The sequence below is a fragment of the Xaviernesmea oryzae genome (assembly GCF_900109605.1).
GTDB lineage: Bacteria > Pseudomonadota > Alphaproteobacteria > Rhizobiales > Rhizobiaceae > Xaviernesmea > Xaviernesmea oryzae.
In genome coordinates, this window is record NZ_FOAM01000016.1 from 34,395 (window position 1) to 59,992 (window position 25,598).

Consider the following 25,598-nt stretch of genomic DNA (forward strand, 5'->3'; position numbering starts at 1 on the left):
CGTTTTCAGGCGCAGGATGCTGCGAGGCGCTTGCAGGCGGCTTGCAGCGCGGGAACTGATCTTCAGGAGGGCTCTGCGTGAGACTCGACCCATCGAGGGTGCGCAAGCGGCTTCATCTGATTTCCGGCCTGATCCTCGGCCTCTTCCTGTTGACCCATTTCGCCAATCACGCATTGGGACTGATCTCCGTGCCGACGATGGAGCGCGGACGGTTGGTCTTCAATCTGTTCTGGCGCCATCCGCTCGGCACGCTGGCGCTCTACGGCTCGCTGGCCGTGCATTTCGTCCTGGCGCTGGAATCGCTCTATCGCCGCCAGACCCTGCGCATGCCCTGGAAAGAGCGGTTGAAGATCGGTTTCGGTCTGGCCCTGCCCTTCCTGCTCGTCGGCCATGTCACCGCCACGCGGATCGACTGGGCGCTGTCAGGCTATTCCGCCGGCTATTACGACCTGCTGCCGCGCCTTTGGGGCCGCCCGATCGATCGGATCAGCCAATCCGCGGCGCTGCTCGTCGCCTGGGCGCATGGTTGCTTGGGCATCTGGTTCTGGATGCGCCCGCGCGCCTGGTATCCGCGCATGGCGCTGCTTCTCTACACGCTGGCCCTGATGCTGCCGCTCCTGTCCCTGCTCGGCTTCGCCGCAGGCGGACGTTCGCTTGGCGCCGCCCTGCCGTCGGAAAGCTGGTTCATGAAGGGGCGCACCGATCCGGCGATGCTCGACCAGATCCGCATTGCCATCTTCGCCGCGCTCTCCCTGTCGATCGTCGGCGTGCTCGTCGCGCGCATCATTCCCATGCGCGGCAAGGTGCGCATCCGCTATCCCGATGGACGCGTTCTCTCGGTCAACAGGGGCTTCAGCGTGCTGGAGGCGAGCCGCGCCGCCGGCATCGCCCATGTGGCGATCTGTGGCGGGCGCGGGCGCTGCTCCACCTGCAGGGTGCGCGTGACCGAGGGGCTCGACCGGCTGCCGCCTGTAAGCGACGGCGAGCGGGCAACGCTGGAGCGCATCCAGGCGCCCGACAATGTGCGCCTTGCCTGTCAACTGAGGCCACAAGCCGATATCGCCATTGCCCCCGTGCTGGGCGCGGAAAATATCGGGCTGAAGGTTCAAACGGCGGAGGAGGAAACGGGCGGGCGCGAACGGCGTATCGCCGTGCTTTTTTGCGATCTGCGTGATTTTACCCGCATGAGCCAGCAGCATCTGCCCTTCGACACGGTGTTCCTGCTCAACCGCTATTTCGAAATGGTCGGCGAGGCCGTGGAAAATTCCGGCGGGGTCATCAACAAGTTCATCGGCGATGGCGTCTTCGCCATGTTCGGCCTGCAAAGCCGGATCGGCGAGGCCAGCCTTCAGGCGCTGACCGCGGCCTCCGAAATTTCCTACGGCATCCGCCTGCTCAACCACCGTTTCGAGAGCGAGCTGAACCGGCCTTTCCGCGTGGCCATGGGCATGCATGCGGGACCAGCCATCATCGGCCGGATCGGCTATGGGCAGGCAGCCTCGCTCACCGCCGTGGGCGACACGGTGAATGCCGCCAGCCGGCTCGAAGGCTTTGCCAAGGAATATGATGCCGAACTCGCCGTCTCCGCCGATCTCATGCGTCATGCCGGCGTGGCGCTTGACGACCAGCCGACCTTCCCCATCACCATTCGCGGGCGCAGCGGCACGCTGGAAACCCTGATCATCCAGGATGCCCGCAGCCTTGCCGTGATGGTCGACGAGGTGCGCAAGCCAGGCGAGATGGCAGTCGAAAGGCCGTGACATCACAGCATGCCGCGCGGATCCGTTTGGCGGCCGTGAGACAAGGACATGCTGTTCAGCCAAGACCTTACGGCATGCCATGAGAACACGACGGAATGCGACACGGCTCAAGGAACCGTGGACTGCACCTTCAGCCCATTCAGGAACAATTGCTCCAGAAACCGGGCGGCATCCTCGAAACGCCCCTCGCCCGCCAGATCCTCGCCGAGCACTGCGCGCACCTGCACGTCGAAATCGGCATAATGCTGGGTGGTGGCCCAGATGGCGAAGATCAGATGGTAGGGATCGCATTTGGCGATCTTGCCGGCCTTGGCCCAGGCGCGGATCACCTGCGCCTTCTCATCCACCAGCTGCTTCAGCGGGCCGACGAGCTCATCCTCGATATGCGGCGCCCCCTGCAACACCTCATTGGCGAAGAGCCGGCTCTCGCGCGGGAAATCGCGCGACATTTCCAGCTTGCGACGGATATAGCTGCGGATCTCGGCCGACGGATTGCCCTCGGCATCGAAAGCACGCAGGGGGTCGAGCCAAGTATCGAGCACCCGCTCGATCAAGGCGCGGTGCATCGCCTCCTTGGTACGGAAATAATAGAGCAGGTTCGGCTTGGACATGCCGGCCACTTCGGCGATTTGATCGATGGTGGACCCGCGAAAGCCATTGGTGGCGAAAACCTCGAGCGCCGCCTCCAGAATCCGCTCTTCTTTCTCCTCCTGAATCCGGGTGCGTCTCTGCGTCTTCGCTGCTCTGGGAAGTGCCATGACTCTGCGCCGCGCCCCTTCATCAATTCCAGCCGCCAGCCTTTGAGAATTTTTGATTTTTCCGTCTTGAGTGCAGGCTTGGAAGCTCATAATGTTTACCAACCGGTCAAATTATCAGTCAGTTCGCCAGTAAAGGCAACGGCCGATCGGAAGGCGGCTCAGAAAAACGGGCCGCCCGCCGAAGACCATCTCGCCATGTCTTTCGGCTTTGGCGAACAACAAAAAGGCCGCATGCGGGCGCACCCGCAAAGCAGGCCAAGCATGGGAACGACGCAAGGCACCCGATGGCATCACCACCATCGGCGCCCGCGACAATGAGAAAGGGAGACGCATGGCAGCGCCAGGCGAGAACATGCGCGTCAACGCCGACAGGCTCTGGGACGCGCTGATGGACATGGCCAGGATCGGCCCCGGCATTGCCGGCGGCAACAACCGCCAGACCCTGACCGATGCGGATGCCGAGGGACGCGCCCTCTTCCAGTCCTGGTGCGAAGCCGCCGGACTGACCATGGGCGTCGACAAGATGGGCACCATGTTCGCGACCCGCGCCGGTGAGGATCCCGCTGCCCTGCCCGTCTATGTCGGCTCGCATCTCGACACGCAGCCCACCGGCGGCAAATTCGATGGCGTGCTCGGCGTGCTCGCGGCGCTCGAAGTCGTGCGCACCATGAACGATCTCGGCATCCGCACCAAACATCCCGTGGTCGTCACGAACTGGGCGAACGAGGAAGGCGCGCGTTTCGCCCCGGCCATGCTCGCCTCCGGCGTCTTTGCCGGCGTCCACACGCTCGACTATGCCTATGGGCGCAAGGACCCCGACGGCAAGACCTATGGCGAGGAGCTCCAGCGCATCGGCTGGCTGGGCGAGGAAGAGGTGGGCGCGCGCAAGATGCACGCCTATCTCGAATATCACATCGAGCAGGGTCCGATTCTGGAAGCCGAGAACAAGACGATTGGCGTCGTCACCCATTGCCAAGGCCTGTGGTGGCTGGAATTCACCTTGACCGGCAAGGAAGCCCATACCGGCTCGACGCCCATGGCCATGCGCGTCAATGCCGGGCTCGCCATGTCGCGCATCATCGAGATGGTGCAGCGGGTGGCGATGGAAAGCCAGCCGGATGCCGTGGGCGGCGTCGGTCAGGTGTTCTTCTCGCCCAATTCCCGCAATGTCCTGCCGGGCAAGGTGGTCTTCACCGTCGATATCCGCACCCCCGATCTCGCCAAGCTCAACCGCATGCGCGCGCGCATCGAGGCGGAAGCGGCCGAGATCTGTTTGGAAATCGGCGTCGGCTGCGCGGTCGAGGCCGTCGGCCATTTCGATCCCGTGACCTTCGATCCCGGTCTGGTCGAAACCGTGCGCCGCTCGGCCGAAAAGCTCGGCCTCTCCCATCGCGACATCGTCTCCGGCGCCGGCCACGACGCCTGCTGGGCCGCCAAGGTCGCGCCCGCCACCATGATCATGTGCCCCTGCGTCGGCGGCCTCTCGCACAATGAGGCGGAAGAGATCTCCAAGGATTGGGCGTCGGCCGGCTGCGACGTGCTGTTTCATGCGGTGGTGGAGACGGCGGGGCTGGTGGAGTAACCGCAATGCCTCACCCTGCCTCGCCCCCTCATCCGACCCTTCGGGCCACCTTCTCCCCGCTGGGGAGAAGACGGGGCGGGCGGCGCATCCGTTTCAACGACTCTGCTCCCGTAGCGCTTGCTGATAGGCTGAAGCGGCGCGGCCTTCGTCTCTTCTCCCCAGCGGGGAGAAGAGACGAAGGGTCGGATGAGGGGGTCTTGCCGATGTCACCAGTCAAATCGCCTGTCAGCAAGCGGCGCCCTGGCGCCACGGCAATCGCAAGAAAGCTTCGCAAGCGGGAAACCGATGCGGAACACGTGCTTTGGGCTCAGTTGCGCAATCGGCTTCTGAACGGCCATAAATTCTCGCGCCAGATTCCTTTAGGGCCTTACGTCGTTGATTTTATTTGCCGCGAGAGGCGGTTGATCATCGAGCTGGACGGGTTTCAACATGCCGACAGCAGAGAGGATCAGGTGAGGACCGAATGGCTCAATGGAGACGGCTATTCCGTGCTGCGCTTCTGGAACCATGAGACGACCTATCATCTCGCGGAGGTTCTGACGACGATTCTGGCCGCATTGGATGGACGGCTTGTCGGTACGTGCGAAACCGTCAGGTTTTACTGCCGCAGCGATGCCATTCCAGGCGGGCAATCCGAGGGTCGAGGATAACGAGCTTATACAGGCCTAGCGGCCAGCCAGCCCATAAGAGAGCGATGCAATGTCGCCGAAGAGGAGAACAGCCATGACCAGCACCATCATCAAGAACGGCACCATCGTCACCGCCGACCTCACCTACAAGGCCGACATTCGCATCGAAGACGGCGTGATCTCCGAGATCGGGCCGAATCTGACGGGCGGAGCCGAGCTGGACGCGACCGGCTGTTATGTCATGCCCGGCGGGATCGACCCGCACACGCATCTGGAAATGCCATTCATGGGCACCTATTCGGCCGATGATTTCGACAGCGGCACGCGCGCCGCTCTGGCCGGCGGCACGACCATGGTGGTGGATTTCGCGCTGCCCAATCCCGGCCAGTCCATGCTCGACGCGCTGACCATGTGGGACAACAAGACCTCGCGCGCGGCCTGCGACTATTCTTTCCATATGGCGATCACCTGGTGGGGCGAGCAGGTCTTCAACGAGATGGAGACCATTGTCCGCGACAAGGGCATCAACACCTTCAAGCATTTCATGGCCTATAAGGGCGCGCTGATGGTGGATGACGACGAGATGTTCTCCTCCTTTCAGCGCTGCGCTGAGCTCGGCGCCCTGCCGCTCGTCCATGCCGAAAACGGCGATGTGGTGGCGCAGATGCAGGCGAAACTGATGGCCGAGGGCAATGACGGGCCGGAAGCACATGCCTATTCCCGCCCGCCCGAGGTGGAGGGCGAGGCCACCAACCGCGCGATCATGATCGCCGACATGGCCGGCTGCCCGGTCTATATCGTCCACACCTCCTGCGAGCAGAGCCATGAGGCGATCCGCCGCGCCCGGCAGAAGGGCATGCGCGTCTATGGCGAGCCGCTGGTCCAGCATTTGACGCTGGATGAGAGCGAATATTTCAACAAGGATTGGGACCATGCGGCGCGGCGGGTGATGTCGCCGCCCTTCCGCAGCAAGACGCATCAGGACAGCCTGTGGGCGGGCTTGGCGTCGGGCTCGCTGCAATGCGTGGCGACGGACCATTGCGCCTTTACCACCCAGCAGAAGCGTACCGGCCTTGGCGATTTCCGCAAGATCCCGAACGGCACCGGCGGGCTCGAAGACCGGCTGCCGATGCTCTGGACCTATGGGGTGAGCACCGGCCGTCTGACGATGAATGAGTTCGTCGCCGTCACCTCGACCAACATCGCCAAGATCCTCAATATCTACCCGAAGAAGGGTGCGATCCTGGTCGGGGCCGATGCCGATCTGATCGTCTGGGACCCCAAGCGCGGCAAGATGATTACCGCCGCCAGCCAGCAATCGGCGATCGATTACAATGTCTTCGAGGGCAAGCAGGTGATGGGCCTGCCGCGCTTCACGCTGACGCGCGGCCAGGTGGCGGTGGAGGAAGGGGCGATGAAGAGCCAGGAAGGCCATGGCCGCTTCGTGCCCCGCCCGCCGCTGACCGCGCCCGCCAAGGCGCTCTCCACTTGGAAGGCACTGACTGCGCCGCGCAAGGTGGAGCGTACGGGAATACCGGTGAGCGGGGTGTGAGAAGCGAAGGCCGCATGCGCGTCCACACCAATTTCGCGCCCGCTGCAACCTTCCGCATTGCGCCCGGCCTGGCTTGGGCGCAGTCTCCCCCGGTGATCCGATGAGCGTGCCCGCAATGATCCCCTCGCCTGCCTCCGTCATCTCCGCGCGCAAGCTCGGCCTCACCTTCAAGACCGCAGACGGGCCCGTGACGGCCCTGACCGGGGTCGATCTCGATATCGCCAAGGGCGATTTCGTCTCCTTCATCGGGCCTTCGGGCTGCGGCAAGACCACCTTTCTGCGGGTGATCGCCGATCTCGAACGCCCGACCGACGGCACCATCACCGTCAATGGCACGACGCCGGAGGATGCACGGCGCAACCGCTCCTATGGCTATGTCTTCCAGGCGGCGGCGCTTTATCCCTGGCGCACCATCGAGGACAATATCGCGCTGCCGCTTGAGATCATGGGCACGCCGCCCGCCGAGCGAAAGGCTCGTATTGAGCGGGTCTTGGCCCTGGTCAATCTCACCGGCTTCGGGCGAAAATTCCCCTGGCAATTGTCCGGCGGCATGCAGCAGCGCGCCTCCATCGCCCGGGCGCTGGCCTTCGATGCCGATCTCTTGTTGATGGACGAGCCCTTCGGCGCGCTGGACGAGATCGTGCGCGACCACCTGAACGAGCAATTGTTGAAGCTCTGGGCGCAGACGAACAAGACCATCTGCTTCGTCACCCATTCCATTCCCGAGGCCGTCTATCTCTCGACCAAGATCGTGGTGATGAGCCCGCGCCCTGGCCGGGTGACCGATGTCATCACCTCCACCCTTCCCAAGGAGAGGCCACTCGACATTCGCGAGACGCCGGAGTTTCTCGAGATCGCCGCTCGGGTGCGCGAGGGTCTGCGCGCGGGGCACAGCTATGACGAATAGACAGTCGATCCTTTCCCAGGACCGGCGGCTCTGTCGATCGGGAGATCCGGCATGAGCGGGCGTTTTCTTCTTCTTCTCGTCGTCTCCATCCCGATCTTCCTCGTCGCCGCCACTGTCTCGCGCGCCTATGTCAGCTCCGAGCGCTGGCCGCTGCTCGTGCTGTCGCTGCTGCTTTACTGCATCGGCAATCTTCTGATGATCCGGCTGATGCGCGAAGGCGGTCTCGGTCTTGCCATATCGCTGTCGGCCATCGGGCAGCTGGTGGCGATCAACGGCATTGCCTTTGTCGTTTTCGGCGAACGCTTGACGGTGCCGCAGATGGCCGGCGTGGCCCTGGGTGTCGTTGCCATGGGGCTGATGCTCTTTCCGACGGGGAGCAAGCCATGAGCCAGACCCACGCCATGCGCGACAAGATCCTGCCTGTCGTCACCATCCTCCTCGCCGTGCTGGTTTTCTGGTACGCGGCCGCCGCCTGGCTCAACGCGCCCTTCGAGCGCGACACGGCCGCACGGGCGGGAACCACCATCGCGCTCACAGACCTTCTGAAGAACACGATGATGCAGGAGCGCCCGGTGCTGCCGGCCCCGCATCAGGTCTTTGCCGAGCTGTGGGATACGACCGTCAACAAGCCGATCACCTCCAAGCGCAGCCTGGTCTACCACGCCTGGGTCACGCTCTCGGCCACGCTGCTCGGCTTTGCCATCGGCACGGTGCTCGGCATTGTGCTCGCCGTTGGCATCGTGCATAACCGGGCCATGGACCGCTCGCTCATGCCCTGGGTGATCGCCAGCCAGACGATCCCGATCCTCGCCGTCGCGCCCATGATCATCGTCGTGCTCAACGCCATCGGCCTGTCTGGCATCCTGCCCAAGGCGCTAATTTCCACTTACCTTTCCTTCTTTCCCATCGTCGTCGGCATGGTGAAGGGCCTTCGCAGCCCCGAACAGATCCAGCTCGACCTGATGCGCACCTATGATGCCAGCCCCGCCCAAGTGCTGACCAAGCTGCGCTGGCCGGCCGCCATGCCCTATCTCTTCACCTCGCTGAAGGTGGCGATCGCCATTTCGCTGGTCGGCGCCATCGTCGGCGAGCTGCCGACTGGGGCTGTGGCAGGGCTCGGCGCGCGGCTGCTCGCCGGCTCCTATTATGGACAGACTGTGCAGATCTGGTCGGCGCTGTTCATGGCGGCGGGGCTTGCCGCCGTGCTGGTGCTTGTTGTCGGCATGCTGCATGCCATGGTCTTGAAACGCATGGGGGCGCGGCCATGAACCTGATCGTGATCGGCGCCCTCGCCTTCTGGCTCCTCGCCTGGGCCTTCAACGAGTGGCTGGTGCGCCTGCGCCCGGCGTCGAAAAGCCTGAAGCGGGCGATCGACATTGCCGTGCCGCTGATCTTCGGCATCACCATTCTCGTGCTTTGGGAAGGGCTGGTGCGCGGTTTCCAGGTGCCGGTCGTGCTTCTGCCGCCCCCTTCGATGATCTGGACACGGCTGATCGGCTCGCTGCCGATCCTGTGGGCGGATTTCCAGCAGACCGTGCTGAAGTCGGTGCTGACGGGCTATGTGCTCGGCTGCGGCCTCGGCTTTCTCGTCGCCATCGCCATCGACCGCTCGCCCTTTCTGCAGAAGGGGCTCCTGCCGCTCGGCAATTTTGTTTCCGCCCTGCCGGTTGTCGGCATCGCGCCGATCATGGTCATGTGGTTCGGATTCGACTGGCCCTCCAAGGTCGCCGTCGTGGTGATCATGACCTTCTTCCCGATGCTGGTGAACACCGTCACCGGCCTCTCCGCCGCCTCGTCCATGGAAACGGACCTGATGCGCACCTATGCGGCCAGCTGGTGGCAAACGCTGGTCAAGCTCAGGCTGCCGGCCGCCTGGCCCTTCATCTTCAATGCGCTGAAGATCAATTCGACGCTGGCGCTAATCGGTGCCATCGTGGCGGAGTTTTTCGGCACGCCGATCGTCGGCATGGGCTTTCGCATCTCGACCGAGGTTGGCCGCATGAATGTCGATATGGTCTGGGCCGAAATCGCCGTCGCCGCGCTCGCCGGCTCGGCCTTTTACGGCGCGGTGGCGCTCGTCGAGCGGGCCGTCACTTTCTGGCATCCGTCCGTTCGCGGTGAACGGGCATAAAAAGGGGAACTGACAATGACACGCATGATCGCATCGCTCCTCCTGGCGGGCGCGGCCTCGCTGATGGCACTCCAGGCCCAGGCAGCGGACAAGGTGACCCTGCAGCTGAAATGGGTGACCCAGGCGCAGTTCGGCGGCTATTACGTTGCCAAGGAAAAGGGATTCTATGAAGCCGAAGGCCTCGACGTCGAGATCAAGCCCGGTGGCCCCGATATCGCTCCGCCCCAGGTGATCGCCGGCGGCGGCGCCGACGTCATCGTCGACTGGATGCCATCCGCGCTGGCAACGCGCGAAAAGGGCGTGCCACTGGTCAACATCGCCCAGCCCTTCAAGAAGTCCGGCATGATGCTGACCTGCCTGAAGGAATCCGGCGTCAAGACCCCGGCCGATTTCAAAGGCAAGACGCTCGGCGTCTGGTTCTTCGGCAATGAATATCCGTTCCTCTCCTGGATGAGCCATCTCGGCATCAAGACCGATGGCGGCCCGGAGGGCGTGACGGTGCTGAAGCAGGGCTTCAACGTCGATCCGCTGATCCAGAAGCAGGCGGCCTGCATCTCGACCATGACGTATAATGAATATTGGCAGGTGATCGACGCCGGCATCAAGCCCGATGACCTCATCACCTTCAAATATGAGGATCAAGGTGTCGCCACGCTCGAAGACGGTCTCTACGTGCTGGAAGACAAGCTGAAAGACCCGGCCTTCAAGGAGAAAATGGTCAAATTCGTCCGCGCTTCGATGAAGGGCTGGAAATATGCCGAGGAGCATCCGGACGAGGCGGCGGAAATCGTCCTGGAGAACGATGCGACCGGCGCCCAGACGGAAAAGCACCAGAAGCGCATGGCCAGCGAGGTCGCCAAGCTGACCGCCGGCTCGAACGGCGCACTCGACGAAGCCGACTACAAGCGCACCGTCGACTCCCTGCTCAAGGGCGGCTCCGATCCCGTGATCACCAAGGAGCCGGCCGGCGCCTTCACCCATGAGATCACCGAGGCGGCGCTGAAGTAGGCCCTCGGCAAAACCCAAGTCCTTGATTTATCCCTAAAGACCGCAGCTGGCCTGAAAAATGGCCTGCTGCGGTTTTTGCATTGAAATGGGATTGCGAACGAACATAGAACGATGTAAATAGTGAGGCACCATCCTTTATCGCTTCTAGCGGCTAAGGATCGTCGTGAAATAGCCGTCATGGTGGTGGACAGATGCGTGATGGGGCAATCACGCAGGCTGGAGACGTCGCACAAGGCATGCGCGGATGACGGATGACGACAGCCGGCATATAAGGGGACCTTAAGGGGTTGCCCGCGAAAATTCCGGACAAGACCGGGCGCAAAACCGGATCACCTGAGGTGAGTGGGGAAATGGGCATGATCGACCATCGCAAATCCATCTGGCTGCCGGCGCCGCTGCTGCTGGGCCTGCTTTTTGCGGGCACGGCAGCTGCCGAGGATGTGCCGGCACAGGCCGCGTCCGCCGCGCCGCGCCTGCCGGCCATCGTGGTGACGGCAGTGGAGTCGAAGCCGGTGGTCGACAGGGTGAAGGCCACGGGCACGATCCAGGCCGTCGATGAAAGCTATGCAGCGCCTCTGGTCGAAGGCCTGCCCATTGCCGCCGTCAATGTCGATGTTGGCGATCAGGTCAAGGCCGGACAGGTCCTCGCCGCGCTCGACAAGGACACGCTCCTCCTGCAAAAGAGCCAGTATCAGGCCCAGCGCGCGAAGGCCGAGGCCGCTTTGGCCCAATACCAGGCGCAGCTGGTGGAGGCTCAGGCCAATGCCGAGGAGGCCGACCGGACCAGCGCACGTTCGCAGCGGCTCGCCGCGTCCGGCTCCGTCTCCACCGCGCAGCGCGAGCAGCAGGAATCGGCGGCGGCCGCTGCGCGGGCCCGTGTCAATTCTGCCGAACAGATGATTGCCGTCGCCAAGGCCGATATTGCCGTGGTCGATGCGCAGATCAGCGATGTCGACCTTCGGCTGACGCGCACCGACGTGAAAGCACCCGTCTCGGGCGTGATTTCGGTGAAGACCGCCAAGGTCGGCGCCATCGCCACGGGCGCCGGCCAGCCGCTGTTCACCATCGTTCGCGATGGCGCGCTGGAGCTGCGCGCCGATGTGGCCGAGACGGACCTGATGCGCCTGGCGCCGGGACAAAAGGTCGCCGTGGCGCTTGCCGATGGCAATGAAACGCTTGAGGGCACGATCCGCCTTCTGTCACCGACCGTGGATGCGCAGACGCGGCTGGGCCTCGCCTATGTCTCCCTGCCCTCCTCCGGCAAGGCGCGGGTCGGCATGTATGCCGGCGCGACGATCACGGTGGCAGAGAAGACGGCGCTGACGCTGCCGCAGACAGCGGTCACCCGCAAGGCCGATGGCAGCTTCGCCCGCAAGGTCGAAGGCGGTGTCGTCGCCATGGTACCCGTGGTGATCGGCATTCAGGATGGCGGACGGGTCGAGGTTAAATCGGGCCTCAAGGCCGGCGACCAGGTGGTCGCAAAAGCCGGCGCCTATGTGCGCGACGGCGACAAGATCAATCCGGTGACGTCGGCCCCGGCCGAAACCAACTAACCCTTCAGTTTCCGTTCCAAAGCGAGCGCGATCATGAACTTTTCCGCCTGGGCCATCCGCAACCCGATCGCGCCGATCCTGGCCTTCGTGCTGTTGCTCTTCATGGGCTATCAGTCCTTCAATACGCTGCCGATCACCCGGTTTCCGAATATCGACGTGCCGATCGTGTCGATCACCGTCTCGCAGAGCGGCGCCTCCCCCTCTGAGCTCGAAGCGCAGGTCACCAAGGAGATCGAGGATGCCGTCGCCGGCATCTCCGGCGTCAAGCATGTAACCTCGACCATTTCGGACGGACAGTCGGTCACCGCCGTCGAGTTCCACATGGAAATTCCGACGCCGCAGGCCGTTCAGGACACGAAGGACGCGATCGATCGCATCCGCGGGACGCTGCCCGCCTCGATCGATGAGCCTATCGTCGCCAAGGTCGATGTCGAGGGCCAGGCGATCCAGACCTTCGCCGTCTCCGCGCCGAACATGACGCTGGAAGAGATTTCCTGGTTCGTCGACGATAAGATCAAGCGGGCGCTGCAGGGCCAGGCCGGCATCGGCAAGATCGACCGTTATGGCGGCGCCGACCGCGAAGTGCGCGTGGCGCTGAACGACGCACGGCTGAACGCCTATGGCGTCACCGCCTCGGATATCAACGCGCAGCTGCGCCAGACCAACCGCGACCTCGGCTCCGGCCGTGGCCAGGTCGGTGGGTCCGAGCAGGCGATCCGCACGCTGGGCGATACGCGCTCGGTCCAGGGGCTTGCCTCCACGATGATCGCCTTGCCGAACGGCCGCTTCGTGCGCCTGTCCGATCTCGGCACGGTGACGGACACCTATGAGGAGCCGAAGAGCTTCTCGCGCTTCGACGGCGTGCCCGTCGTCACCTTCGCCGTCTTCCGCTCCAAGGGCGCCAGTGAAGTAACGGTGGCCGAAACCGTCGCCAAGACGCTGACCAAAGTGCGCGCCGAAAATCCCGACGTCGACATCAAGCTCGTCAACGACTCGGTCTATTTCACCTATGGCAATTACGAGGCGGCGCTGGACACGCTGATCGAAGGCGCGCTGCTGGCCGTGGCCGTCGTGCTGCTCTTCCTGCGCAACTGGCGCGCGACGCTGATCTCGGCCGCCGCCCTGCCGCTGTCCGCCATCCCCACCTTCTTCGTCATGGACCAGCTCGGCTTCTCGCTGAATCTGGTGTCCTTCCTGGCGCTGACGCTGGCGACCGGCATTCTCGTCGACGACGCCATCGTCGAGATCGAGAACATCTCGCGCCATATCAAGATGGGCAAAACGCCCTATCGTGCGGCGATCGAGGCGGCGGACGAGATCGGCCTGGCGGTGATCGCCACAACCTTCACCATCATCGCCGTCTTCGTGCCAGTCTCCTTCATGCCGGGTATCCCCGGGCAATATTTCATCCAGTTCGGCTTGACGGTCGCCGTCTCCGTCTTCTTCTCGCTGATGGTGGCGCGGCTGATCACGCCCGTCATGGCCGCCTATTTCATGCGCTCCGGCGATGCCGACGGCCATGAGGACCATGACAAGGACGGGCCGATCATGCGCTTCTATACGCGCCTGGTCACTTTCACGACCCGGCGCTGGTACATGCGCTATGCCACGCTTATGGCGGCCATCGCTTTCCTTGTCGGTTCGCTGTTCCTGCTGTCCACCGTGCCCGGCAGCTTCCTGCCGCCGGAGGACGCGTCGCGCATCGTGCTCTCAGTGGAACTTCCGCCGGACGCCATGCTAGAGGATACGGACCGGACCACGGCAACGATCTATGACCGCGTCAAGGATATGAACGGCGTCGAAGGCGTCTTCGTGCTCGGCGGCGCCTCGCCGAAGGGCGATCTGGAGCTGCGGCGGGCCACCGTGACCGTCCTGCTGCACAAGCTCGACCACTCGCTCGTCAACAAGCTGGTCAACAATCTGTTCGGCAATCTTCCCGTCATCGGTCCGCACCTGCCGAAGCTGCCGCCCAAGGGCCGCATCATCCCCCAGGCGCAGATCGAGAAGGAAATCTATGCCGCGCTTGCCAACATTCCCGACCTGCGCGTGACGAAGCTCAATGACCGCGGGGAGCGCGACCTGTCCTTCAACCTTCTGTCGAAGGGCGATGCGCAGCTGACCGAGGCCGTCAGCCGGCTGCAGGCGAAGCTGCGCAACGAGACGGTGCTCGCCAATGTCAGCCCCGACGGCGCCCTGCCCCGGCCCGAGCTGCAGATCCGCCCGCGCGCCGAGCAGATGTCGCGCCTCGGCGTCACCACGCAGGAAATCGCCGAAGTGGTGCGTGTCGCCACCATCGGCGATGTCGACGCGGCACTGACCAAGATCTCGCTCGATGACCGGCAGATCCCGATTCGCGTGCAGGTGGACACGCGCATGCGCGCCGATCTCGGCGCCATCCGCAATCTCAAGGTGCGCACGGCGAGCGGCACGCTGGTGCCGATCTCCACGCTGGCCGACATCGATTATTCGGAAGGGCCGAGCTCCATCAAGCGCTATGACCGCGACCGGGTGATCACGCTGGGCGCCGACTTGCCGATCGGCGTGGCGCTCGACACCGCCTCCGGCCGATTCAGGCAGGTTGCGGCCGAAACCGAGCTGCCGCATGGCGTGCGCTTCCAGGAATCGGGTGATGCCGAGGTCCAGGCCGAAATGCAGCACAGCTTCGGCAACGCCATGCTGCTCGGGCTGATGCTGGTTCTGGTCGTGCTGATCCTTCTGTTCAAGGATGTCATCCAGCCCTTCACCATCCTGTTCTCGCTGCCGCTGGCCATTGGCGGCGTGGCCGTCGGGCTGCTTGTCACGCACAATCCCATGTCCATGCCGGTCTTGATCGGTATTCTCATGCTGATGGGTATCGTCACCAAGAACGCCATCCTGCTGGTCGATTTCGCCATCGAGATGAAGCGGCATGGCATGGAGCGCGTTGAGGCCATGGTCGAGGCCGGCCGCAAGCGCGCGCGCCCGATCATCATGACCTCGATCGCCATGTCGGCGGGCATGCTGCCCTCGGCATTGGGCGTCGGCGAAGGCGGCTCTTTCCGCGCGCCGATGGCGATCGCGGTGATCGGCGGCATCATCGTCTCCACCGTGCTCTCGCTGCTCGTCGTGCCGTCTTTCTTCCTGATCATGGACGATCTTTCGCGCCTGCTCGGCCGCCTCTTCGGCCGCTTCGTCGGCTCGAAGGAACAGGAAGCCGAACCGCTGGCGAATGCCGAGTTGACTGACAAGATCGGCGACCAGGAACGCCAGATCGAAGAGCTGCAGGACCGCATCGACCGACTGGAAGGCCGCGTCCTGCCACGCGGCGGCCATGTCGTCGCCCATCCGCGGCTGGCTGCAGAATAAGCATCGTCCTTCGGCGCCCGAAAGGGCGCCGCCATGACGCAAGAGAGACTTTACCCCTTCACCCGCCATGCTCGGCCAGCGCGATCTTGATCGTGTGGCGAAGACTGCACGCGCGTCGAAGACAGCGTTGTGGCAAGAGCTGCCGCATGCCCGATGCGGCGATAGCTCGTCTTATCGCGTCAGCCTGGGGCTGATGATGCTGGACGCCATGTTCTGGAAAACGCCGATCAGCTCGTCGGAGCGCTCGACGGAAAAGGCCTTGCCTTCATCGCTGGCGCAACTGGCGAGCTTGGCGACGGCTTCCGGCGCCACACCAACGGCAACCGTATAGACCGTGACGCCGTCGTCCTTCGCATTGCGGCAGACCTCGCCCATCAGCCTGTCGGCCTGATCGGCCTTGTTGCCATTGTGATAGACATAGTTCGTCCCCGTACCGGGGGAGAGCGTGTTGGCGCCGTCGGTCATCACGATCATGGCCTGCTTGCCGCCTGTCGGCAGCGACGCGCTTTCATCGAAGGGCAAGGCGGACGACAGGAGATTCCAGCCCCAGAGAATCCCGGCGGGAATATAGGTGTCGTTGTTGGCGACCATCGAGGACACCGCCGCGCGCAGCTTCTTGTAGTCGTTGGTCAGCGGCAACATTGGCGCGCCGCAACTGATGTTCAGGAGCCCCGTATAGCGCCGCTCGGGCTTGATGTCATGAACGTCGAGGGGATAGCTGCGCGAGCCGACACAGCCGGACCAGCGATAGCTGCGCTGTTCGTCCCCGCAGGTCCGGGTCGTGGTGTAGCTGTCGCATTTCTCCACCGTGCCGCCCGTGTCGATGCCATCGCGCACAGAGGGGACTTTGCGGCAGCCGCTTTTGCTGGTCACTGTGTTTCGACAGATGTTTTCCGTCCGGCTGAAATCATCGGGGACCGTCAGCCAGGAGTCCTTGCGGTGGGACAGGCCGACATTGACATAGTTCGAGAAGGGGACGATGCCGACCATCAGGGTCGACTTGCCCGTCTGCTCGAAAATATCGAGAAGGCGATTGGCCGCCTTCTTCAGGTCGGCAAGCTTCTTGCCGGACATGGAATAGGTATTGTCGAGAACCAGCACCACCTCGAGCAATTGCTCGAGCGCCCGGATCGCCTGCGCGACGACCCGCACGTCGATTGGCTTGCTCTGGATCATGCGGCTGAGGGTCAGCGGTACAGCCACACGCGCCTTCAGCGTCACGAGATTGTCGGCGGAGAGCTTTAGCTCTTCGATCACGGTCATCGCCGCCACGGCCGGCGGCAGGTTGCCGAGAAACACGCGCCGGCCCTCGGCAACCATCTGGCTGTCCGATCCGGTCTTCATCGCAGCAACGGCAAGCACGGCAGCATCGGCGGCGTTCTGCACCTCTGCCTTGCGGCTCATCGAGGTGCCGAAATCAACCGCCACGCCCAGCGCCGCGACCACGGGAATGGCCAGAAGGGCCGCAAACATGCCGAAATTCCCGGCGCGCGCGGCAAGAAGGGTTTTCATGAGTATCTTTCGCAGCCTGTTCGGGTTGCAGTGGGGCACGGTCAAGATGAGCCCGCTCCCGCCACAACCAGCACGATAGGCTGCGAAAATGTAAAAAAGCTAAATTGAATCAGGCTGATTTAGGGGCGAGGCAAGGCAGTTCGCACAGGACGATGCCGTGGACCGCACATCGTCTACAGGCCCCAGTAGCCAATCCTGCGCGTGATAGGCCGCTTCGTTCGAGCGAAAAGCTCTACAGCCCACCCTCGATCTGCAGAAAACGTACCACGGCATCGACACCATCGCCGCGCTTCATGTCGGAAAACACGAAAGGCTTGCTGTCGCGCATGCGCGTGGCATCCCGCTCCATGACATCGAGATCCGCGCCGACATAGGGCGCGAGGTCGCGCTTGTTGATGACGAGGAGATCGGACTTGGTGATGCCAGGGCCGCCCTTGCGCGGGATCTCCTCTCCTTGGCAGACGGAGATGACATAGATGGTCAGATCCGCCAGATCGGGCGAAAAGGTCGCCGCCAGATTGTCTCCGCCGGATTCGATGAAGACCACGTCGAGATCGGGAAAGCGCCGGTTCAGATCGGCAATCGCCTGCAGATTGATCGTCGCATCTTCGCGAATGGCCGTATGCGGGCATCCGCCGGTTTCCACGCCGACGATGCGCTCGGAGGGGAGCGCCTGCATGCGCACCAGTGCTTCGGCATCCTCCTGCGTGTAGATATCATTGGTGACGACGGCGACCGAGTAGCGCTCGCGCATGGCCTTGCACAGCTTGTCCGTCAAAGCCGTCTTGCCTGACCCGACGGGCCCCCCGATGCCCACCCGCAGCGGACCATTTTTCGATGCCATGACGCGGCTCCTTTTCTCGAATGTGCAAAGCAGGTGTGGCCGAGCCCGTCATGCCCGGCCTTTCGACAGAGACTACCCTTATTGGGCGTAGCGATTCCACACGAACGCATTGCTCCCACTGATTTCCGGTCTTAGGAGCGGAACAGGCGCGATGGCAGGGTCTCGTGCGCTAGCGTCGCAATCTCGGCAAGGAGCGTGGCGGTGCCGAGTGCCTCCAGCGAAGAGTCCGAGGCCCGCGCCGCCGTGTTCTCCACCAGCGCTTCCAGCCGCGCGAGAAGGCCGACAGCCTGAACCTGTCCGATCAGGCCGCAGCGGATCGCCACCGAGGTCTGGTTCGCCAAAGCGGCCTGAAGATAGGCCGCGACGGCTGCCATGCACCCAATTCCATGCGCACCCGCCACAGCCCCGACGGCGACCGGATAGGCCGCGCCTTGTTCGAGCATCGACAGCACAGGGTGCGGCCAGGCTGAGGCTGCGGCCAGAAAGGCGCTCCCCTGCAGCATGGTTTCCTGATGCCGCTCCCGCCCGCCCGCCAGGGCTTCCGCCAAAGCGGCGACATCGGCCAAGGGCTCCGGCCGGTCGATGCAGCGATGCGCTTCGGCCAGAAGCACGGCATCGTTCCATAGGCTGCCATGCAGCAACAGGGCCTGGAGCCAGTCGAAGAGCGCCTCTCCATCCTGCGGCATGCCGCTGGAGATCGCCTGTTCGAGCCCGGAGGAATAAGAAAAGGCGCCGACCGGAAAGGCCGGCGACAGCCAGGTCATCAGCCGCAGCAGCGCCGTCGTCGCGCTTGCGCTTCCTGGCTGGCTGGCCTCAGCCATGATCATGCCCATGGTGATAGGCCCCGCGTGCGGGCTGGAAGGGTGCTTCCACCATGCGCACGGTGGCCCCCAGCCCTTCGAGCATCGGCAGCATCACCGGATCGCGCAGGATGAGGATGCGATCGTCCTCGATGGCGGCGGGCAGATGGCGATTGCCTAGATGCCAGGCGAGCTCCGTCAGATGCCTGGCATCCCGCGCCCGCACCTCATAAAGCGGCTCCTCCGCTGCCTCGATGCGGATGTGCCCTCCGCCTTCGAGCACCAGAAGATCGCCATCGGCCAGTTGCACGGCCTGGCGCAAATCCAGCATGACCACATCGTCATCAGGCAGATGAATGAGCTTGCGGCGCACATGGCGCTGGTCATGAACAAGCGTCAGGATTGCGATCGGCGCGATGTCGGCAGGGCCTGGCGAGAGAATTTCAGTCGAACGATAGGGCATGAAGCTGCAGTCTGGCAGGATAATCGGACGGCCAATCTAGACCCGATATCGCGGATGCGAAAGCGCGAAGACAGGCCATCACCATCTTTGCCGCCGGGGGCACCGACATGCCACCGGGCTATCCCGCCTCATGAAAAAGCCGCCCCGAGGGACGGCTTCGTCTCATGATCGAGCGGACAGGATCAGGCCGCCAGCTTATGTTGCTGCAGGGCGGAGAGCACGTTTTGCGGCGAGGAGAGACCATAAGGATCGGTCTCGCAATTGTCGCTGTAACCCTCTTCCTCGAACCATTGCTCGATGACGCCGTCATTGACGACAGCTGCGTAGCGCCAGGAGCGCATGCCGAAGCCGAGATTGTCCTTGGCCACGAGCATGCCCATCTTGCGGGTGAACTCGCCAGAGCCATCCGGGATGACCTTGACGTTTTCCAGATTCTGGCTCTTGGCCCAGGCGTTCATCACGAAGGCGTCGTTGACCGAGAGGCAATAGATCGCATCGATGCCGTGCGCGCGGAAGTCCGGCGCGAGCTTTTCGTAATCGGGCAACTGGAAGGTCGAGCATGTGGGCGTGAAGGCGCCCGGCAGCGAAAACAGCACGACGCGCTTGCCGGCGAAATAATCGTCGGTCGAAACATCCTGCCAGCGATAGGGGTTGGAACCGCCGACCGCCTCATCGCGAATGCGTGTGCGGAAGGTTACAGCGGGTACTTTTCTACCGATCATCGATAAACTCCTTAAATATGGATGCACCGCGCTGAACGACCCCTCGCATGCGGCGCTCTTCACATCTCCCCAGAGATCCCGCTCCAGACAGGTCAGGGCACAGACGCCGATACCGCCTTACTCTGACAAACCATGTCAGTTGCAACGGCTCCCATGAATGCCGGGGCGGGACGCCGACACGCTGCGGATCCGCAGACAGAAGGCGCTGAAAACAGGCTGCCAACGCTGCTGCGGACTCGCCGCGAGCAATGGAATTTAACGAATGAGGCGCTGCGACGCAGCATGAAAGACGGGCGAAAAAGGCACAGCATGGCAGCCATGCATCAGATGCATGGCTGCTCCCAATTAGGATATCGCGGTGGGTGGCTTTGGGCGGTGATCGATCAGAACAGAAAATAGCGCTGCGTCATGGGCAGCACCGTTGCCGGCTCGCAGGTCAAAAGCTCGCCATTGGCGCGCACCTCGTAGGTTTCCGGGTCCACCTCGATGACGGGCGTCAGGCTGTTGTGGATCATCGAGGCCTTCCCGATGCCGCCGCGGGTGTTCTTCACCGCCATCAGCTTTTTCGACACGCCGAGCCGGGCTTCCAGCCCGGCATCGAGCGCGGCCTGGGAAACGAAGGTGACCGAGGAATTGGTCCGCGCCTTGCCGAAGGAGCCGAACATTGGCCGGTAATGCACCGGCTGCGGCGTCGGGATCGAGGCGTTCGGGTCGCCCATCGGCGCTGCCGCGATCATGCCGCCGAGCAGAACCATATCCGGCTTCACGCCGAAGAAGGCGGGGTTCCAGAGCACCAGATCGGCGCGCTTGCCGACCTCGATCGAGCCGATGGCATGGGACAGGCCATGGGCGATGGCGGGGTTGATCGTATATTTGGCGATGTAGCGCTTGACGCGCAGATTGTCGTTTTCGCCCGTCTCCTCTTTCAGCCGGCCGCGCTGGCGCTTCATCTTATCGGCCGTCTGCCAGGTGCGGATCGCCACCTCGCCGACGCGGCCCATGGCCTGGCTGTCCGACGAGATGATCGAGAAGGCACCGATATCGTGGAGAATGTCTTCCGCCGCGATGGTCTCCTTGCGGATCCGGCTTTCGGCGAAGGCGATATCCTCCGGGATCGATGGCGACAGATGATGGCAAACCATCAGCATGTCCAGATGCTCGGCCAGTGTGTTGACCGTGTAGGGCCGGGTCGGGTTGGTCGAGGATGGGATGACGTTCGGCTGGCCGCAGATCTTGATGATATCGGGCGCATGGCCGCCGCCGGCCCCTTCCGTATGGAAGGCATGGATGGTGCGGCCCTTCAGCGCCGCGATCGAATCCTCGACGAAGCCGCTTTCATTCAGCGTGTCCGTGTGGATCATCACCTGAACGTCATAGTCGTCGGCGACCGAAAGGCAGCAATCGATGGCGGCGGGCGTCGTGCCCCAGTCCTCATGCAGCTTCAACGAGGTCGCCCCGCCCAGCACCATCTCGATCAGCGCGCCTGGCAGCGAAGCGTTGCCCTTGCCGGCGAAGGCCAGGTTCATCGGGAAGGCATCGGCCGCCTCGATCATCCGGGCAATGTGCCAGGAGCCGGGCGTGCAGGTGGTGGCCAGCGTGCCGTGGGCCGGGCCGGTGCCGCCGCCGAGCATGCAGGTCAGCCCCGACATCAAAGCCTCCTCGATCTGCTGCGGGCAGATGAAGTGGATATGGCTGTCCATGCCGCCGGCCGTCAGGATCTTGCCCTCGCCTGCGATTGCCTCCGTGCCGGGGCCGACGATAATGTCGACGCCGGGCTGGGTATCGGGATTGCCAGCCTTGCCGATGGCGACGATCAGCCCGTCCTTCAGCCCGACATCGGCTTTGACGATGCCCCAATGATCGACGATCAGCGCATTGGTGATGACGGTGTCGACCGCACCCTCGGCCCGCGTCACCTGGCTCTGGCCCATGCCATCGCGAATGACCTTGCCGCCGCCGAACTTCACCTCATCGCCATAGGTGGTGAAATCCTTTTCCACCTCAATGAACAGCTCGGTATCGGCCAGGCGCACCTTGTCGCCGGTGGTCGGGCCAAACATGCCGGCATAGGCCGCGCGGGACATTTTATAGGGCATAAGGCTGTCTACCTTCCGAGCTCTGTAAAGTAGGGGGACTTGGCGGCCGCGCGGTCGAAAGTCAAAGTCGTTCGGCATCCGGATCGCCGATTGATTTCACCGATCAGATGATCCGCGAAACCACCCGGCGAATGCACGTAGCTGTTGACGGCGGTTAGCAGCGCATCACGTTCTTCAACGATCACGCCGGATGCATGAAGCAACCGCAACACCACCTCAGCCACACGTTCCTTGGCGAGCTTGGCACGCTGACTCAGCACCAAAACCAATTCGACAACGACGATGCGGTTGACAAAGATATCTTCGCCGGCATGGGCAACATGCTGCTCGATCAACGCCACCTGCTCACGAGCTTCTTCACCGGCAAGCACATCCATGGCAATCCAGCGAAGGAGCACATTGGTATCAATGCCGATCATGACGTTTCGTCCTGATAGGCAGCATCACGTGCCTCCGCCACCCATCGGTCGAGATCATCGACGGAGACGTGTCGGTCGAGCTTCACCATGCCCCGCAAGGCCGAAAAGTTTTCCCGGCGCGCCCTCACCTCGAAGACACCAGCCGAGGTCTCTATGATGTCGATCTCATCGCCAGCAGTGACGCCGAGACCATGACGCACTTCAGGCGGCAGGGTGATCTGATTTTTCGAGGTGATGCGAACAGTGCTCGACATGACACCATCTCCCAATTCCTCAGTAGGCTAGCGCAAGAGAAAGCGACGCACACCAGCCTTGCGTAGTCCACCGTTCATCGCTCGACGCGACAATCTGCATTCTGGCAATCGCACATGGATCAGCAGCCTTAGTTTGGCGTCGCGCTCACTGATCCAGTGCGCGTATCGTCGCCTTGAGCTCTTCCGTCCGCTTGCGCGTCAGATCAGCCTGACAACCGGCCACCAGCATAGGCTCCAACGTGCCGCCGCGCACAGGAAAGCCGGCGAGAACGCATTGGCCGTCGCGATAGCTTATCCAGGCGCGCTGGGCCGTCTTCAAGGCCTCTACAGCGCCGGGCGGATAGCCCGGCATATCCGCGAGGTCGGCGTCGGCCTTGCGCATCCGTGTCATCGCCTGACGATAGGTGGCGTTCAGCGCGTCATCGGCCTCCTGATAGTCGCGCTGGGCGCAAATGGTCATATCGGTCTGCTGCTCGGCCTTGGCGCAGTCGATCTCAGGCTGATCCTGCGCCAAGACCGACTGAAAGGTCATGACGACGGCCGATAGCGCCGACAGCAAAGCACCGCGCCATAAAGAGCTCAAACGGGCTGCATACCCTCTTCGACGCATCCGACATCCGATCAAAGCGCGCCCATCACCTTCTGGCGGAAGCCATAGATCGCGCGCTTGCCCTGGAAGGGGATCAGCGTCACCTCGCGCGTCTGGCCCGGCTCGAAGCGCACGGCGGTGCCGGCCGGAATGTCCAGCCGCCGCCCATGCGCGGCCTGCCGGTCGAAGGAGAGGCCGGCATTGGTTTCGGCGAAATGGTAATGGCTGCCGACCTGCACAGGGCGGTCGCCCGTGTTCGACACGGTGACGGTCACCGTATCCAGGCCTTGGTTCAGCTCGATTTCGCCAGGTGCGGCAATGATTTCACCGGGGATCATGGCGCGTTCCTCCTTGTTGTTCCTCGACCGGCTGGCAAGGACCGGCCAGGCATGTCTCTTGCCTGCACATTCATTCCGGCCTCTGCCGGGGTCTGGTCAGGCGGCAGGCGAACATGGCACCTTGCGTCGCACCCGCAGAGTCGATGCCGGATGGGCCGCGAGCTTCGCGGCTGGGCGCACGGGCCGTCGCACCAGCTCGCCGCCGCAATTCGGGCAGCAGCCCCTCAGCACGGCCTCCGCGCAATCGGCGCAAAAGGTGCACTCGAAGCTGCAGATCATCGCCCCCGCGCTCTCACCCGGCAGATCCCGGTCGCAGCACTCACAATTGGGTCTCAAGGCCAGCATCGCAGACCTCAGCGGATGGGTTCGTGAACGGTCACCAGCTTTGTGCCATCCGGGAAGGTCGCTTCGATCTGGATGTCATGGATCATCTCGGCAATCCCCTCCATCACCTGATCGCGGGTCAGCACATGGGCGCCGGCCTCCATCAGTTCGGCGACCGAGCGTCCGTCACGCGCGCCTTCGACGACGAAATCGCTGATCAGGGCGATGGCTTCGGGATGGTTGAGCTTGACGCCGCGCTCCAGACGACGGCGCGCCACCATCGCAGCCATCGAGATCAGCAGCTTGTCTTTTTCCCTGGGCGTGAGGTTCATGCGGTCCCCGTCTTCATGATGCGGTCACAGGTTCCAGACTTTCGGCAGGCTGGCGCCCAGACGCAAGTGCGAAATCACCGGAACCAGGGTTTTTCTCAGCGAAAAGCCGTCCTTGGCGATCAGCCGGATCACCAGCTTCTCCATTCCACCGACCGTGACATGGCTGACACCGCCCTGTGTGCCCGCCAAAAGCCGGCGCAACGGCGCGAGATGATGGGCGCAATCCCCGGCACAAAAGACCAGGCTGGCAAAGGCAACGCCGCCGCCCAACACCGCAGATCGACTGGCAAGCGCGGCGATCTCCCCTTCCAGCGCCAGGTGATCGGCATGGAGAAGTCGGCCCGCGCGTCGGATGCGCCAGCGATCACGGAAGGAACCCGATAGTACCGTCTCACCCATGGCCTTGCGGCCCAGCAGCACGGCTTCGACGGCCAGAAAGGTGGCATCGTCTGCCAGCTCCACCTCCAGCGAGCGGCGAAGCGCGGCGCGGTCGAAGAGAATGGTTTCCTGCGGCAGCCAGTCGAGCCGCGCGCCTGCGCCCACCGTAAGGCGCGTATCGATCTCCGCCACACCGGCGCTCGCCTTGTATATACGCTCGCAGGCCTGCGTGGTCAGCGTCAGGGCGGTTTGCGGCCCGGCGGAAAAACGCCATTCCATTCGGTCGCCGCCCGTCAGCCCGCCGGAACTGTTGATCAGAACGGCCTCCATCGTGCCGTCGAACATCTCGGGCAGGCGCAGCTTGGCGCAGCCTTCCTGATAGAAGGTGTCGAGCCGGGTGCGTCCCTGCCCGGGCTTGGTGGAAAGCCGGCCCGAGCCCCAGGCGCGCTGCGCCCGTCCGCCCGGAGGCGAAAAGCCTTGCGCGCGTGGCGTCACGTCCGCAGCGAGGATCGGTTCCGGTTGCACCGCAGCCAAGGCGTCAGCCATGCAGGCACTCCATAGCCTTAGCATCAGACCGTAAGGTGACGGCGCGCCTCCGGCGTATCCAGCGTCTCGGCCGGTCCTTCATGCACGATCTCCCCACGGTCCATGATATAGACATGGTCGGCAAGCTCACGGCAGAAGTCAAGATATTGTTCCACAAGCAAAATTGCCATGCCGGTCGAATCCCGCAGATAGCGGATCGCCCGGCCGATATCCTTGATGATCGACGGCTGGATGCCCTCGGTCGGCTCGTCCAGCACCAAAATCTTCGGTCGTGTCACCAGCGCCCGGCCGATGGCGAGCTGCTGCTGCTGGCCGCCCGAAAGATCGCCGCCGCGCCGGCCGAGCATGGTCTGCAGGATCGGGAACAGCGAGAAGATGTCGTCGGGAATGAAGCGGTCTTTGCGGGCCACAGGCGCATAGCCGGTTTCCAGGTTTTCCTTCACCGTGAGCAAGGGAAAGATCTCGCGCCCCTGCGGCACGAAGCCGACACCGAGCTTGGCGCGCCTGTAGGGCGCCAGCCCGCCGAGGTCGGCACCGTTGAAGGCGATCGACCCGGCACTGGTTGCCTGCTGGCCGGTGATCGCCCGCAGCAGGCTGGTCTTGCCGACGCCATTGCGGCCGAGCACGCAGGTGATTTTGCCCATCGGCGCGGCAATCGAAACCCCGCGCAGCGCCTGGGCGGCGCCATAATGCAGATTGACCTTATCGACGGTCAGCATGGCCAAGTCCTTTTCGAACCGAATTGCGCAAGGTTTA

The 25,598-nt window shown here is 63.4% G+C and carries 26 protein-coding genes; 11 read left to right on the forward strand and 15 right to left on the reverse strand.

Going from position 1 to position 25,598, the window contains the following annotated elements:
• Positions 1–77: 77 nt before the first annotated feature.
• Positions 78–1,760 carry an adenylate/guanylate cyclase domain-containing protein gene (locus BMX61_RS18395; protein ID WP_075625628.1) on the forward strand — a complete coding sequence of 561 codons (1,683 nt, stop codon included), beginning with the start codon at positions 78–80 and terminating at the stop codon, positions 1,758–1,760.
• A 107-nt stretch (positions 1,761–1,867) separates the two neighbouring features.
• Here the strand turns inward: BMX61_RS18395 and rutR are convergent, their stop codons facing one another.
• On the reverse strand, positions 1,868–2,518 hold the full coding sequence (gene rutR / locus BMX61_RS18400; protein ID WP_075625629.1) for an HTH-type transcriptional regulator RutR: 651 nt from the start codon (positions 2,516–2,518) through the stop codon (positions 1,868–1,870).
• Between the two features lie 331 nt (positions 2,519–2,849).
• On the opposite strand from rutR, the gene BMX61_RS18405 reads away from it, so the two are divergent.
• From BMX61_RS18405 to BMX61_RS18450, 10 genes are all read left to right on the forward strand, one after another.
• The gene (locus BMX61_RS18405; RefSeq protein WP_075625698.1) at positions 2,850–4,100 is read left to right on the forward strand and encodes a Zn-dependent hydrolase; all 1,251 of its coding nucleotides are present in this window, start codon (positions 2,850–2,852) and stop codon (positions 4,098–4,100) included.
• A 203-nt stretch (positions 4,101–4,303) separates the two neighbouring features.
• Positions 4,304–4,750, forward strand: coding sequence for an endonuclease domain-containing protein (locus BMX61_RS18410; RefSeq protein WP_139198958.1), 447 nt, complete (start codon positions 4,304–4,306; stop codon positions 4,748–4,750).
• Between the two features lie 73 nt (positions 4,751–4,823).
• Positions 4,824–6,281 carry a dihydropyrimidinase gene (gene hydA, locus BMX61_RS18415; RefSeq protein ID WP_075625630.1) on the forward strand — a complete coding sequence of 486 codons (1,458 nt, stop codon included), beginning with the start codon at positions 4,824–4,826 and terminating at the stop codon, positions 6,279–6,281.
• Between the two features lie 115 nt (positions 6,282–6,396).
• On the forward strand, positions 6,397–7,188 hold the full coding sequence (locus BMX61_RS18420; protein WP_075625631.1) for an ABC transporter ATP-binding protein: 792 nt from the start codon (positions 6,397–6,399) through the stop codon (positions 7,186–7,188).
• Between the two features lie 51 nt (positions 7,189–7,239).
• Entirely contained in the window at positions 7,240–7,575 is a 336-nt protein-coding gene (locus tag BMX61_RS18425; RefSeq protein WP_075625632.1) for a hypothetical protein, read from the forward strand.
• Positions 7,572–8,456 carry an ABC transporter permease gene (locus BMX61_RS18430; protein ID WP_075625633.1) on the forward strand — a complete coding sequence of 295 codons (885 nt, stop codon included), beginning with the start codon at positions 7,572–7,574 and terminating at the stop codon, positions 8,454–8,456. Before BMX61_RS18425 ends, BMX61_RS18430 begins: the two co-directional genes overlap by 4 nt.
• Positions 8,453–9,319 (forward strand): ABC transporter permease, encoded by an 867-nt coding sequence (locus BMX61_RS18435; protein ID WP_075625634.1) that lies wholly within the window; start codon positions 8,453–8,455, stop codon positions 9,317–9,319. Before BMX61_RS18430 ends, BMX61_RS18435 begins: the two co-directional genes overlap by 4 nt.
• 15 nt (positions 9,320–9,334) lie before the next feature.
• Entirely contained in the window at positions 9,335–10,327 is a 993-nt protein-coding gene (locus BMX61_RS18440) for an ABC transporter substrate-binding protein (protein WP_075625635.1), read from the forward strand.
• Positions 10,328–10,683: 356 nt separating this feature from the next.
• Positions 10,684–11,880, forward strand: coding sequence for an efflux RND transporter periplasmic adaptor subunit (locus tag BMX61_RS18445; protein ID WP_075625699.1), 1,197 nt, complete (start codon positions 10,684–10,686; stop codon positions 11,878–11,880).
• Between the two features lie 33 nt (positions 11,881–11,913).
• Complete coding sequence (locus BMX61_RS18450; protein ID WP_075625636.1) at positions 11,914–15,225, forward strand: efflux RND transporter permease subunit; 3,312 nt, start codon at positions 11,914–11,916, stop codon at positions 15,223–15,225.
• A gap of 171 nt (positions 15,226–15,396) precedes the next feature.
• On the opposite strand, the gene BMX61_RS18455 is transcribed toward BMX61_RS18450, so the two are convergent.
• From BMX61_RS18455 to urtE, 14 genes are all read right to left on the reverse strand, one after another.
• Complete coding sequence (locus BMX61_RS18455; RefSeq protein WP_075625637.1) at positions 15,397–16,737, reverse strand: pilus assembly protein TadG-related protein; 1,341 nt, start codon at positions 16,735–16,737, stop codon at positions 15,397–15,399.
• Positions 16,738–16,969: 232 nt separating this feature from the next.
• A complete protein-coding gene (gene ureG, locus BMX61_RS18460; protein WP_075625638.1) occupies positions 16,970–17,581 on the reverse strand; it encodes an urease accessory protein UreG in 612 nt (203 codons plus the stop codon).
• A 131-nt stretch (positions 17,582–17,712) separates the two neighbouring features.
• Entirely contained in the window at positions 17,713–18,408 is a 696-nt protein-coding gene (locus tag BMX61_RS18465) for an urease accessory protein UreF (RefSeq protein ID WP_407703797.1), read from the reverse strand.
• Entirely contained in the window at positions 18,395–18,844 is a 450-nt protein-coding gene (gene ureE / locus BMX61_RS18470; protein ID WP_075625639.1) for an urease accessory protein UreE, read from the reverse strand. The genes BMX61_RS18465 and ureE overlap by 14 nt, the downstream gene beginning before the upstream one ends.
• Before the next feature lie 182 nt (positions 18,845–19,026).
• Positions 19,027–19,566, reverse strand: a complete 540-nt coding sequence (locus BMX61_RS18475) for a peroxiredoxin (protein ID WP_075625640.1) — start codon at positions 19,564–19,566, stop codon at positions 19,027–19,029.
• Positions 19,567–19,949: 383 nt separating this feature from the next.
• Positions 19,950–21,662, reverse strand: coding sequence for an urease subunit alpha (ureC, locus tag BMX61_RS18480; RefSeq protein WP_075625641.1), 1,713 nt, complete (start codon positions 21,660–21,662; stop codon positions 19,950–19,952).
• Positions 21,663–21,670: 8 nt separating this feature from the next.
• A complete protein-coding gene (locus tag BMX61_RS18485; protein WP_075625642.1) occupies positions 21,671–22,081 on the reverse strand; it encodes a PIN domain-containing protein in 411 nt (136 codons plus the stop codon).
• Positions 22,078–22,335 (reverse strand): AbrB/MazE/SpoVT family DNA-binding domain-containing protein, encoded by a 258-nt coding sequence (locus tag BMX61_RS18490; RefSeq protein ID WP_075625643.1) that lies wholly within the window; start codon positions 22,333–22,335, stop codon positions 22,078–22,080. The genes BMX61_RS18485 and BMX61_RS18490 overlap by 4 nt, the downstream gene beginning before the upstream one ends.
• Before the next feature lie 145 nt (positions 22,336–22,480).
• Positions 22,481–22,867, reverse strand: a complete 387-nt coding sequence (locus tag BMX61_RS18495) for a lysozyme inhibitor LprI family protein (RefSeq protein ID WP_075625701.1) — start codon at positions 22,865–22,867, stop codon at positions 22,481–22,483.
• Positions 22,868–22,956: 89 nt separating this feature from the next.
• Positions 22,957–23,262, reverse strand: a complete 306-nt coding sequence (locus BMX61_RS18500) for an urease subunit beta (RefSeq protein ID WP_075625644.1) — start codon at positions 23,260–23,262, stop codon at positions 22,957–22,959.
• A gap of 96 nt (positions 23,263–23,358) precedes the next feature.
• Positions 23,359–23,607: a DUF1272 domain-containing protein gene (locus BMX61_RS18505; RefSeq protein ID WP_075625645.1), complete on the reverse strand. Its 249-nt coding sequence runs from the start codon at positions 23,605–23,607 to the stop codon at positions 23,359–23,361.
• 8 nt (positions 23,608–23,615) lie between these two features.
• A complete protein-coding gene (locus BMX61_RS18510; RefSeq protein WP_075625646.1) occupies positions 23,616–23,918 on the reverse strand; it encodes an urease subunit gamma in 303 nt (100 codons plus the stop codon).
• Positions 23,919–23,942: 24 nt separating this feature from the next.
• Positions 23,943–24,842 (reverse strand): urease accessory protein UreD, encoded by a 900-nt coding sequence (locus tag BMX61_RS18515; protein ID WP_083639201.1) that lies wholly within the window; start codon positions 24,840–24,842, stop codon positions 23,943–23,945.
• 23 nt (positions 24,843–24,865) lie between these two features.
• Complete coding sequence (gene urtE / locus BMX61_RS18520) at positions 24,866–25,561, reverse strand: urea ABC transporter ATP-binding subunit UrtE (protein ID WP_075625647.1); 696 nt, start codon at positions 25,559–25,561, stop codon at positions 24,866–24,868.
• Between the last annotated feature and the right edge of the window lie 37 nt (positions 25,562–25,598).

Excerpts from the sequence above, each read along its gene's own strand:
- rutR (WP_075625629.1), bottom strand. The coding sequence starts at position 2,518 with ATGGCACTTCCCAGAGCAGCGAAGACGCAGAGACGCACCCGGATTCAG.
- BMX61_RS18405 (WP_075625698.1), top strand. The coding sequence starts at position 2,850 with ATGGCAGCGCCAGGCGAGAACATGCGCGTCAACGCCGACAGGCTCTGG.
- BMX61_RS18410 (WP_139198958.1), top strand. The coding sequence starts at position 4,304 with ATGTCACCAGTCAAATCGCCTGTCAGCAAGCGGCGCCCTGGCGCCACG.
- hydA (WP_075625630.1), top strand. The coding sequence starts at position 4,824 with ATGACCAGCACCATCATCAAGAACGGCACCATCGTCACCGCCGACCTC.
- BMX61_RS18420 (WP_075625631.1), top strand. The coding sequence starts at position 6,397 with ATGATCCCCTCGCCTGCCTCCGTCATCTCCGCGCGCAAGCTCGGCCTC.
- BMX61_RS18425 (WP_075625632.1), top strand. The coding sequence starts at position 7,240 with ATGAGCGGGCGTTTTCTTCTTCTTCTCGTCGTCTCCATCCCGATCTTC.
- BMX61_RS18430 (WP_075625633.1), top strand. The coding sequence starts at position 7,572 with ATGAGCCAGACCCACGCCATGCGCGACAAGATCCTGCCTGTCGTCACC.
- BMX61_RS18435 (WP_075625634.1), top strand. The coding sequence starts at position 8,453 with ATGAACCTGATCGTGATCGGCGCCCTCGCCTTCTGGCTCCTCGCCTGG.
- BMX61_RS18440 (WP_075625635.1), top strand. The coding sequence starts at position 9,335 with ATGACACGCATGATCGCATCGCTCCTCCTGGCGGGCGCGGCCTCGCTG.
- BMX61_RS18445 (WP_075625699.1), top strand. The coding sequence starts at position 10,684 with ATGATCGACCATCGCAAATCCATCTGGCTGCCGGCGCCGCTGCTGCTG.
- BMX61_RS18450 (WP_075625636.1), top strand. The coding sequence starts at position 11,914 with ATGAACTTTTCCGCCTGGGCCATCCGCAACCCGATCGCGCCGATCCTG.
- BMX61_RS18455 (WP_075625637.1), bottom strand. The coding sequence starts at position 16,737 with ATGAAAACCCTTCTTGCCGCGCGCGCCGGGAATTTCGGCATGTTTGCG.
- ureG (WP_075625638.1), bottom strand. The coding sequence starts at position 17,581 with ATGGCATCGAAAAATGGTCCGCTGCGGGTGGGCATCGGGGGGCCCGTC.
- BMX61_RS18465 (WP_407703797.1), bottom strand. The coding sequence starts at position 18,408 with ATGATCATGGCTGAGGCCAGCCAGCCAGGAAGCGCAAGCGCGACGACG.
- ureE (WP_075625639.1), bottom strand. The coding sequence starts at position 18,844 with ATGCCCTATCGTTCGACTGAAATTCTCTCGCCAGGCCCTGCCGACATC.
- BMX61_RS18475 (WP_075625640.1), bottom strand. The coding sequence starts at position 19,566 with ATGATCGGTAGAAAAGTACCCGCTGTAACCTTCCGCACACGCATTCGC.
- ureC (WP_075625641.1), bottom strand. The coding sequence starts at position 21,662 with ATGCCCTATAAAATGTCCCGCGCGGCCTATGCCGGCATGTTTGGCCCG.
- BMX61_RS18485 (WP_075625642.1), bottom strand. The coding sequence starts at position 22,081 with ATGATCGGCATTGATACCAATGTGCTCCTTCGCTGGATTGCCATGGAT.
- BMX61_RS18490 (WP_075625643.1), bottom strand. The coding sequence starts at position 22,335 with ATGTCGAGCACTGTTCGCATCACCTCGAAAAATCAGATCACCCTGCCG.
- BMX61_RS18495 (WP_075625701.1), bottom strand. The coding sequence starts at position 22,867 with ATGACCTTTCAGTCGGTCTTGGCGCAGGATCAGCCTGAGATCGACTGC.
- BMX61_RS18500 (WP_075625644.1), bottom strand. The coding sequence starts at position 23,262 with ATGATCCCCGGTGAAATCATTGCCGCACCTGGCGAAATCGAGCTGAAC.
- BMX61_RS18505 (WP_075625645.1), bottom strand. The coding sequence starts at position 23,607 with ATGCTGGCCTTGAGACCCAATTGTGAGTGCTGCGACCGGGATCTGCCG.
- BMX61_RS18510 (WP_075625646.1), bottom strand. The coding sequence starts at position 23,918 with ATGAACCTCACGCCCAGGGAAAAAGACAAGCTGCTGATCTCGATGGCT.
- BMX61_RS18515 (WP_083639201.1), bottom strand. The coding sequence starts at position 24,842 with ATGGCTGACGCCTTGGCTGCGGTGCAACCGGAACCGATCCTCGCTGCG.
- urtE (WP_075625647.1), bottom strand. The coding sequence starts at position 25,561 with ATGCTGACCGTCGATAAGGTCAATCTGCATTATGGCGCCGCCCAGGCG.